The organism is Mesorhizobium sp. M1A.F.Ca.IN.020.04.1.1 (genome assembly GCF_003997315.1).
Classification (GTDB): domain Bacteria; phylum Pseudomonadota; class Alphaproteobacteria; order Rhizobiales; family Rhizobiaceae; genus Mesorhizobium.
Window position 1 is genome coordinate 1 of the sequence record NZ_RZSN01000199.1, and the last position, 9,611, is coordinate 9,611.

Consider the following 9,611-nt stretch of genomic DNA (forward strand, 5'->3'; position numbering starts at 1 on the left):
GAAAAACGACGATGGTGACGCCTGCCTTCAACAGCCGCACCGCCTCGTGGCGCACGGCCATGTTGTTCTTCAGCGCTTCCTTGGTCTCGGAAAAATCGATCGGCAGCGAATAGGCTTCCATCTCGCGGATCCTGAGCAGGTCCTTGTGGATCATGACCCGGAACGGACGGCCGAGCTGCTCGGCGAGCGACAGCACTGCAATGCCGTCGCCGATGCCGAAGGGATGGTTGGCGACGATCACCAGCGGACTAGCCGGCACATTTGCCGGCGGCCAACGGCCGGCGTGGTGCACCCTGACGTCGATCAAGTCCAGCATGCGGCTGAACACACGTTCGCCCGTTGGAGCGACCTGGCGCCGCCACAAGTCGTAGAGCACGGCAAAGCGGTCGCGGCCCGACAGGCCTTCGACGGAATGGATGAACCACCGCGTCAGCGCCGGCTGATGCCGGTTGGCGTAGGAGAGCTCGGGAAACGGCCTTCCCCGCGGTTTCAGCTTGAGCATGGCGGCTCGGTTACAAGGTTGGCGTGACAGGCGTGTGAAGATGGCGGTGGACTATGTGCCACCGCCATTCGAGAAGCGATTGGAGATTAACGATTTTAGGCCGCGCGGCGCTTGCGGTCCGGAGAGACGGCCTCGTCCGCCAGCAATTTCACGGCGTCGCCGAGCTTCAGCGATTCCTGGTCGCGGGAGCCGAGACGGCGGACATTGACGGTTTCCTCTTCCGCCTCCCGCTTGCCGCAAACGAGAATGACCGGAACCTTGGCCAGGCTGTGCTCGCGCACCTTGTAGTTGATCTTCTCGTTGCGCAGATCGGTTTCGGCGAGCAGCCCCGCAGCCTTCAGCCGCTCGACCACTTTCGTGGCAAACTCATCCGCGTCGGAGGTGATCGTCGCCACCACCACCTGCAGCGGCGCGAACCACAGCGGGAAATGGCCGGAATAGTTCTCGATCAGGATGCCGAGGAAGCGTTCCATCGAGCCGCACACCGCGCGATGCACCATGACCGGCTGCTTCTTCTCCGAATCCGAGCCGATATAGAAGGCGCCGAAACGTTCCGGCAGGTTGAAGTCGACCTGGGTGGTGCCGCACTGCCATTCGCGGCCGATGGCGTCCTTCAGCACATATTCGAACTTCGGCCCGTAGAAGGCACCCTCGCCCGGATTGACCGAGGTCTTGATGCGATTGCCGGAGCGCGTGCGGATCGTCTCCAGCACATTGCTCATGATCGCCTCGGCATGATCCCAGGCCTCGTCTGTGCCGACGCGCTTGTCGGGCCGCGTCGACAGCTTCACCGCGACCTCGTCGAAGCCGAAATCGGCATAGGTCGACAAGATTAGATCGTTGATGCGCAGGCATTCCGCGGCGAGTTGCTCCTCGGTGCAGAAGATATGCGCATCGTCCTGAGTGAAGCCGCGCACACGCATCAGCCCATGCAGCGCGCCCGACGGTTCGTAGCGGTGCACATTGCCGAACTCCGCAAGCTTTACGGGCAGTTCACGGTAAGACTTCAACCCATGCTTGAAGATCTGCACATGGCCGGGGCAGTTCATCGGCTTCAGCGCGAAGACGCGGTCGTCGTCGGTGTCGTCACCGGCAACCGTCACCTTGAACATCGCGTCGCGATACCAGCCCCAGTGGCCGGACGTCTCCCACAGGCTCTTGTCCAGCACCTGCGGCGCGTTGACTTCCTGGTAGCCGTGCTCGTCGAGGCGGCGGCGCATGTAGTTGACCAGGTTCTGGAACATCTTCCAGCCCTTGGCGTGCCAGAAGACGACGCCCGGTCCCTCCTCCTGAAAATGGAACAAATCCATCTCGCGGCCGAGCTTGCGATGATCGCGCTTCTCGGCTTCCTCCAGCAGCATCTGGTATGCCTCGAGCTGCGCCTGGTCGGCAAAGGCGGTACCGTAGATGCGCGTCAGCATCGGGTTGTTGGAATCGCCGCGCCAATAGGCGCCCGCCACCTTCATCAACTTGAAGGCGTTGCCGATCTGCCCGGTCGAAGCCATGTGCGGACCGCGGCAGAGATCGAACCAGTCGCCCTGCGCGTAGATCTTGATATCCTGATCCTCGGGGATAGCGTCGATCAGCTCGACCTTGTAGCGCTCGCCCTTGTCGGCAAAGACCTTCTTCGCCTTCTCGCGCGACCACACTTCCTTGGTGAACGGCCTGTTGCGGGCGATGATCTCGCGCATCTTCTTCTCGATCACCGGGAAATCGTCCGGGGTGAACGGCTCGTTGCGCGCGAAGTCGTAATAGAACCCGTTCTCGATCACCGGCCCGATGGTCACCTGCGTTCCTGGCCAAAGTTCCTGCACCGCCTCGGCCAGCACGTGCGCCGCGTCGTGGCGGACGAGTTCCAGCGCGCGCGGATCCTCGCGGGTGATGATCTCGACCTTGCCGGACCCGCCGAGCGGATCGGAAAGATCGCGGACGGTGCCGTCGAGGCTATAGGCAACAGCCTTTTTCGCCAGCGATTTGGAGATCGATTCGGCAAGGGCGGCGCCGGTCATGGCCGCGTCGTACTCGCGGACGGAACCATCGGGAAATGTCAGGGACACGGAATTCAGCATCAGAGTTGTCCTATCCAGTCCCGCAAACGAGCGCGGGTGGTGAATGCATGTCGCAGGAAGTGTGCTGGAGCATGCAGGGTTGGCCGGAGGCGCCAATCACTTGGACGCTGGCGGGCGGCAGTCTTTTATGAGGATTTTCCGCCGCCGTAAAGCCGCAAGCCGTTCTATTTGATGAGCCCGGGAAGATCGTTCAGGAAGCCGCCCGCGTCGCGAGCCCCTTCGGCAAGATCGAAGCCGGGCTGACGCGCTCGTCGCGGAAGCCATCCTGGCAAAGCGTCGAGCCGCTCGCCGAGTCCTCGATCAAAGTGCAGTGGATGTCTTTGAGCGGCGCCGACTGCGCCCGCATCGGCAGGCCGAGCATCCAGGCCAGCAGGAACAGAATAATGGCAATGAAGAACGGATAGCGGTCTATCTGGCGCATCGAAGCTCACTCCGGGAAAGGGATTATGCGGAGCGGCTTAGCGAGGCCTCTTGTCTCGATTTTGTCTCAAATTGGCAGTGTTTGTGCAGGCTGACGTTAACCCTACCGGATCGTAAACACCGGCTGCGAAGCGCTTACATAGTCAGCCATCTGCGTCGCCGCGCCTCCTGCCGATCTGCCAATAGTGCCACGGCATGAACCAGACATAGCGCGCCCCGAGAGTCTCCGGCACGCGGTCGATGCCATGCGTCCCGAACGGCCCGCAGCGCGAGACCCGGAACAGCGCCAGCCAGCCCCCGGCCCACAATCCATGGCGGGCGATTGCCTCATGCGCGTATTCGGAACAGGTCGGCAGATGCCGGCAGCTATTGCCGACGAAACCGGAAAGCGTCAGTTGGTAGAGGCGCACGAGCGACGTGCCGAGGACGCGGCCCGGCGTCTTGCGCCAGGGTCCCTGCCAGTTTCGCCCATGCCGGACCGGCCGGACGCCATGGATATGTCCTGGATGGTCTCCCATCCGTACTTCTCCGCAGCCAGCTTCCTTGTGCGTTAGATGTGGGCTTCGAGCCGGGAACGCAACGACCTTTTATCGCTCATCGCCTGGAACGCCGGACGGTCCACTCAGCATAGCGCCGGGAAACGAAGCGAGTTCGCCATAACCGGGCAAGCAGCCCAGGAGATCGCCCTCAAGCAGCCTCTCCGGCGCGCTTCTTCTCGATCTGGCCGATCGCGTCGACCACCGCATCGAAGGTCAGCATGGTCGAGGCGTGACGTGCCTTGTAGTGGCGCACCGGCTCCAAATATTTCAGATCGGCGAACCGGCCTTCCGGCGGCGCGCCGTTTTCCTTGAGCATCTTCAGCATGGTCTCGCGCACGGCGCGCAGCTCGTCGGCGTTTGCGCCGATGACATGCCGGGCCATGATCGAGGAGGATGCCTGACCAAGCGCGCAGGCCTTCACGTCATGAGCGAAATCGGTCACCACGTCGCCATCCATTTTGAGGTCGACGGTGACGGTCGAGCCGCACAGTTTGGAGTGCGCTCTGGCGGTCGCATCGGGGTGGTCGAGCCGGCCGATCTTGGCGATGTTTCCGGCGAAGCTCAGGATTTTCGCATTGTAGACGTCGTCGATCATATTTTTCCAATCCGTCGCCGCCAAGCGAACAGGCTTTGCCGCTGTTGCGTCTTCCTTTCGCTGTGCACGACCATATATAATGATGGCAGCCGGGCATCGACAAGCAAACTCAAGCCATTGTCATTGCTCATCTGTTCACGCCGCTTACGGGCTGGAAACCGGGCGAGTTTCACCCGAAAGGTCGTGGTCCGTTCAACTCGTCCCACCTTTGAGTGGGACTACGGGAGACGCCTTTATGGATGCCGTCATCAAGAAACTCATGCCCCCTTCCTCCTACATGGAGAAGCCTGTCACCGATCGCCCAAGCGAGGCCGAGGTCGAAGCCGCCGTGCGCACGCTTTTGCGCTGGACCGGCGACAACCCTGATCGCGAGGGCCTGGTCGACACGCCGAAGCGCGTCACCAAGGCTTTTCGCGAGATGTTCAACGGCTATGACATGTGCCCGGCCGAGGAGCTTGGCCGCACTTTCGAGGAAGTGGCCGGCTATGACGATCTCGTCATCGTCAGGGACATCAAGTTCCACTCCCATTGCGAGCACCACATGGTGCCGATCATCGGCAAGGCGCATGTCGGCTACCTGCCGGACGGCAAGGTCGTGGGTCTGTCCAAGATCGCGCGCGTCGTCGACATCTTCGCCCATCGCCTGCAGACGCAGGAAGCAATGACGGCGCAGATCGCAGGCGTCATCCAGGACGTGCTCAACCCGCGCGGCGTCGCCGTCATGATCGAGGCCGAGCATATGTGCATGGCCATGCGCGGCATCCGCAAGCAGGATTCGACCACGCTCACCTCGACCTTCACCGGCGTCTTCAAGGACACGCCCGAGGAACAGGTGCGCTTCGTCACCATGGTGCGTGCCTGATCGCCGCCTGCTGCCGGCCTTCAGACCATGGTCCCGAAAAGCGGGACCCGGTTTTCGGATAAGATCATGGTCCAACAAAAAGACGAACCGGCAATGTCGGCACTGCAATTTCCCAAAGCCCCGGCAGACAAGAAGGCGCTGGAGGAAGGCACCGTCCTTTCTCCGCGCTTCGATGCTGCCGGCCTCGTGACCGTCGTCGTCACCGACGCCGGCGACGGCATGCTTTTGATGGTCGCGCATATGAATGCCGAGGCGCTGGCGCTGACGCTCGAAACCGGCATCGCCCACTACTGGTCGCGTTCCCGCAACGCGCTGTGGAAAAAGGGCGAGACGTCGGGCAACGTCCAGCGCGTCGTCGAGATGCGCACGGATTGTGACCAGGACGCGATTTGGTTGAGCGTCAAAGTATTGGGCCAGGACGCAACTTGTCACACCGGTAGGCGTTCCTGCTTTTATCGGACGGTGGGGCTCAGCGACGGCAAGGCGGTGCTTGCCGACGATGGCAGCAAGCCGCTGTTCGATGCGCAAGAAACGTATCGGAAGCCGGTGTGAACCATTCGATATTCACAAACCACTCATATTCACTATTCTCAAACATCCTTGTGATAGAAGGGACACGGGACAAGGGAGATCATGATGCTCGAATGGGCGTCATTGCGCAGCAGACCTGACGTTCAGGAGGCCAACGGCCTTGCATCGTCCGGCGGCGTGCTCGATCCGAAATCGGCGAAGAAGATGGGCATCTCGCTGGCGCTCGGCGGCGGCTGTGCGCGTGGCTGGGCCCATATCGGCGTGCTGCGCGCGCTGGACGAAGCCGGCATCGAAGTTTCGATGATCGCAGGCACGTCGATCGGCGCGCTGGTCGGCGGCTGCTATCTTGCCGGCAAATTGGACGAACTGGAAGAGTTCGCCAGAAGCCTGACCAAGCGGCGCCTCTTCGGACTGCTCGATCTCAATCTGCGCGGCAGCGGCCTGTTCGGCGGCATGAAGCTCGATGCGCGGCTGCGCGAACATGTCGACGGTATCCGTTTTGAGGAACTGTCGAAGCCCTTCGTCGCCGTCGCTTCCGAAATCCGCACCGGCCACGAAATCTGGCTGTCGAAAGGTTCGCTCATCACCGCCATGCGCGCGTCCTACGCGTTGCCCGGCGTCTTCGAGCCCGTAAACTGCAACGGGCGCGTGCTGGTCGACGGCGCGCTGGTCAATCCGGTGCCGGTCTCGGTCTGCCGTGCTTACGAACAGCCGCTGGTCGTTGCCGTCAACCTCCACTACGATCTGTTTGGGCGTGCCGCGGTGATCAAGCACAGCGCGGGCGAACTCGTCATCGAGAACGACGCGCCGCGTCCCGGTCAGGTCAATCCCCAGCACCCGCCGCACCAGACCCGCCTCGGCATCACCGGCGTCATGGTCGAGGCCTTCAACATCATCCAGGACCGGATTTCGCGCGCCAGGCTCGCCGGCGATCCGCCCGACATGTCGCTGCAGCCGAAGCTCAGCCATATCGGACTGACCGAGTTCCACCGCGCCGACGAGGCGATCCGCATCGGCTATCAGGCGACTATGTCCCAGATCAGCGAATTGCGGCGGCTGCAGACGGTGCTCGCCTGATCCGAAGCGTCAGTCAAGCAATCGCGGCATCTGTGATGCGGAATTGCACTGAGCGGTTGCCGTTCCAGTAATTGCCCGACAGCGAACCGGCTATGTGCACGGTCTTGCCCCTGTTCTTGAACAGGAATTCGCCGAGCGCGGTGTCGACGGCGCGGAACGCGATCGCCTGGAGGTTGCCGCCGCTTTGCGACTGCAGGTCGGCGCGGATGTGGTTGGTGCCGATCGGCCGCGCATCGATAAGTCTGTGGCGCGGCAGCACAAACACCGGCGCGATGTGTCCGGCGCCGAACGGGCCGGCTTTCTCCAGCGCGTCGAGAAGCGCCAGCGTCGCGCCCTCGGCGGCTAACGCGCCGTCAATCGCGAGGCTTTCCTCGCTCTGCAGCCGGAACACATCCGCCGCAGCGCGCTCCTCGAAGAAAGCCCGAAGCGCGCCGAGCTTGGCACGTTCCACGGTGATGCCTGCCGCCATGCCGTGACCGCCGCCCTTGGCGATCAGGCCGGCCTGCGCCGCCTCGCGCACCAGCCGGCCGAGATCGAAACCGGAGACCGAGCGCCCCGAGCCGGTGCCGATCCCATTGGCATTGAAGGCGATGGCGAAAGCGGGACGGCGCGCATGTTCCTTGAGCCGCGAGGCCAGCAGCCCGACGATGCCGGGATGCCAGCTGTTGCTGGCGGTCACGACGATGCCAGGGCCGGTGCCGCCGGCAAGCTCCGCATCGGCCTCGGCGCGCGCCTGCGCCAGCATCTCCAGTTCCATCTGCTGCCGTTCCTGGTTCAGCCGGTCGAGCGTCTCGGCAATGCTTGCGGCTTCAACAGGATCCTCGGTGGCAAGCAGCCTGCTGCCGAGCGCGGCATCGCCGATGCGCCCGCCGGCATTGATGCGCGGCCCGATCAGATAGGCGAGATGGAAGGTGTTTATCGGCTCGCCGATGCGCGAGACCCGCGCAAGCGCCGCCAGCCCCTCATTCTTCTGCTGGCGCGCCGCCTGCAGCCCCTTGACTACGAAAGCGCGGTTGACGCCGGTGAGCGGCACCACGTCGCAAACGGTCGCCAGCGCGGCAAGGTCGAGCAGCGAAAGCAGATCGACCGGCGCGGCGTTCGGCAACCGTTCGCGAAGCACCTTCGCCGTCTGGACCAGGCACAGGAAGACCACACCGGCGGCGCAGAGATGCCCCTGCCCCGAAAGGTCGTCCTCCCGATTCGGATTGACCACCGCGTCCGCCGCCGGCAGCGGTCCGCCGACCTGGTGATGGTCGAGCACCACGACATCGGCGCCGGCATCTTTCGCCGCCTCGATCGACACGGCGCTGTTGGTGCCGCAGTCGACGGTGACGATCAGCTTCGCGTCGCGCGAGATCAGTTCGCGCATGGCTTCCGGATTCGGGCCGTAGCCTTCGAAGATGCGGTCGGGAATATAGATCTCGGACGGCACCGAAAAATGCGCCAGGAAGCGCTTCAGCAGCGCCGACGACGCGGCGCCGTCGACATCATAGTCGCCGAAGATCGCCACCTTCTCGCCGGCCACGATCGCATCCGCGATACGCGCCGCCGCCTTCTCCATATCGGTCAGCGAGGCCGGGTTCGGCAAAAGCTCGCGAATGGTCGGATCGAGGAAGCGCTCGGTCTGCTCGACCGTCACGCCGCGCCCAGCCAGCACCCTTGCGACGATGTCCGGCACGCCATGGCCCTGCGCGATGGCCAAAGCGGCCATGTCCTGCCGCTCGGTCAGCCGGTGCTCCCAGGAAACACCGGTCGCCGACTGCCTGACATCGAGGAAGAAGCGTCTCTCGCCCATCATGAGACGCGCCGTCTGCACACCATCTTTCGGCAGATATCAAGATGCGACAGCCCTAGCAATTCCGGGAAAGCGAACCACCCCGGAAAACTGTGGAAGGGCGCTCCGACCGTAATTGCGCGAAAGTGTCTACAAGGACGAAATCAGAACTTTTCCAGATCCTGGTGGCGCGCCTTGATCTCGCGCACTGTGCGCGAGGACGAGCGCAGCACGATGGTGTGAGTGGTGATGAAGGTGCGCCCGAACTTCACCCCGCCGAGCAGATTGCCGTCGGTGACGCCGGTCGCCGCGAACAGCACGTCGCCGCGCGCCATGTCCTGCGCGCGATAGACCCGCTTCGGATCCGAAATGCCCATCTTTTCGGCCCGTGCAATCTTCTCCGGCGTGTCGAGGATCAGCCGGCCCTGCATCTGTCCGCCCGTGCAGCGAAGCGCCGCCGCGGCCAGCACCCCTTCCGGCGCGCCGCCGGTGCCGAGATAGATGTCGATGCCGGTCTCTTCCGAATCGGTGGTGTGGATGACGCCGGCGACGTCGCCGTCGCCGATCAGCCGGATGGCGGCGCCCGTGGCCCGCACCGCGTCGATCAGCTTGGCATGGCGCGGCCGGTCGAGGATGCAGGCGGTGATGTCGGGCACCGCCACGCCCTTGGCCTTGGCGAGATTGGCGATGTTCTCGGCCGGCGGCGCGTCGATGTCGATCAGGCTGTCCGGGTATCCCGGCCCGATGGCGATCTTGTCCATGTAGACGTCGGGCGCGAACAGCAGGCTGCCCTTTTCCGCGATGGCGATGACGGCAAGCGCGTTGGGAAGGTTCTTCGCACAGATCGTCGTGCCTTCGAGCGGATCGAGCGCGATGTCGACCGCCGGGCCTTTGCCGGTGCCGACCTCTTCGCCGATATAGAGCATCGGCGCCTCGTCGCGCTCGCCCTCGCCGATGACCACGGTACCCTTGATGGCCAACCGGTTGAGTTCCTGGCGCATCGCATCGACCGCGACCTGGTCGGCCGCCTTCTCATCGCCGCGACCGCGCAGCCTGGCAGCGGCGACCGCGGCCCTTTCGGTCACACGCACCACTTCCATGGTTAGGATACGATCGAGGCCGGCTGCGATGTTTTGGGCCATGTTCATGGATGGGCATTCCTCGTTGAAACTGCGCTTTGCCTCCCGCCAGAAGCGCGCTTCTTCTGGCAAAGCTCCATGACAACGGCAAGACTTGCCATTT

General features: G+C 63.5%; 8 protein-coding genes and 2 pseudogenes. 3 read left to right on the plus strand and 7 right to left on the minus strand.

The genetic code is table 11. The features are described 5' to 3' along the window. The 5 genes and pseudogenes from EOA49_RS27365 to EOA49_RS27385 all read right to left on the minus strand — a co-directional run. Positions 1 to 502: pseudogene (locus EOA49_RS27365) on the minus strand (glycerol acyltransferase); the annotation flags it as partial. A 95-nt stretch (positions 503 to 597) separates the two neighbouring features. Next, a complete protein-coding gene (gene thrS, locus EOA49_RS27370) occupies positions 598 to 2,571 on the minus strand; it encodes a threonine--tRNA ligase (protein WP_127241048.1) in 1,974 nt (657 codons plus the stop codon). A gap of 229 nt (positions 2,572 to 2,800) precedes the next feature. Then, a pseudogene (locus EOA49_RS27375) lies at positions 2,801 to 2,992 on the minus strand (class D beta-lactamase); the annotation flags it as partial. A 142-nt stretch (positions 2,993 to 3,134) separates the two neighbouring features. Beyond that, a complete protein-coding gene (gene yidD, locus EOA49_RS27380; RefSeq protein WP_127241049.1) occupies positions 3,135 to 3,509 on the minus strand; it encodes a membrane protein insertion efficiency factor YidD in 375 nt (124 codons plus the stop codon). Positions 3,510 to 3,678: 169 nt separating this feature from the next. Beyond that, complete coding sequence (locus EOA49_RS27385; protein WP_127217023.1) at positions 3,679 to 4,125, minus strand: iron-sulfur cluster assembly scaffold protein; 447 nt, start codon at positions 4,123 to 4,125, stop codon at positions 3,679 to 3,681. 235 nt (positions 4,126 to 4,360) lie between these two features. Here EOA49_RS27385 and folE point away from each other — a divergent pair, with 235 nt between their 5' ends. The 3 genes from folE to EOA49_RS27400 all read left to right on the plus strand — a co-directional run bounded on the left by folE (position 4,361) and on the right by EOA49_RS27400 (position 6,595). Continuing rightward, on the plus strand, positions 4,361 to 4,987 hold the full coding sequence (gene folE / locus EOA49_RS27390; protein ID WP_067328045.1) for a GTP cyclohydrolase I FolE: 627 nt from the start codon (positions 4,361 to 4,363) through the stop codon (positions 4,985 to 4,987). A gap of 93 nt (positions 4,988 to 5,080) precedes the next feature. After that, positions 5,081 to 5,539 carry a phosphoribosyl-AMP cyclohydrolase gene (gene hisI, locus EOA49_RS27395; RefSeq protein WP_095780902.1) on the plus strand — a complete coding sequence of 153 codons (459 nt, stop codon included), beginning with the start codon at positions 5,081 to 5,083 and terminating at the stop codon, positions 5,537 to 5,539. An 84-nt stretch (positions 5,540 to 5,623) separates the two neighbouring features. Further along, positions 5,624 to 6,595 (plus strand): patatin family protein, encoded by a 972-nt coding sequence (locus EOA49_RS27400; RefSeq protein ID WP_067000906.1) that lies wholly within the window; start codon positions 5,624 to 5,626, stop codon positions 6,593 to 6,595. A 13-nt stretch (positions 6,596 to 6,608) separates the two neighbouring features. On the opposite strand, the gene recJ is transcribed toward EOA49_RS27400, so the two are convergent. Together recJ and glpX are read right to left on the minus strand one after the other, a co-directional pair. Then, positions 6,609 to 8,393: a single-stranded-DNA-specific exonuclease RecJ gene (gene recJ, locus EOA49_RS27405; protein ID WP_127243460.1), complete on the minus strand. Its 1,785-nt coding sequence runs from the start codon at positions 8,391 to 8,393 to the stop codon at positions 6,609 to 6,611. A 140-nt stretch (positions 8,394 to 8,533) separates the two neighbouring features. After that, the gene (gene glpX, locus EOA49_RS27410) at positions 8,534 to 9,517 is read right to left on the minus strand and encodes a class II fructose-bisphosphatase (RefSeq protein WP_095826122.1); all 984 of its coding nucleotides are present in this window, start codon (positions 9,515 to 9,517) and stop codon (positions 8,534 to 8,536) included. Between the last annotated feature and the right edge of the window lie 94 nt (positions 9,518 to 9,611).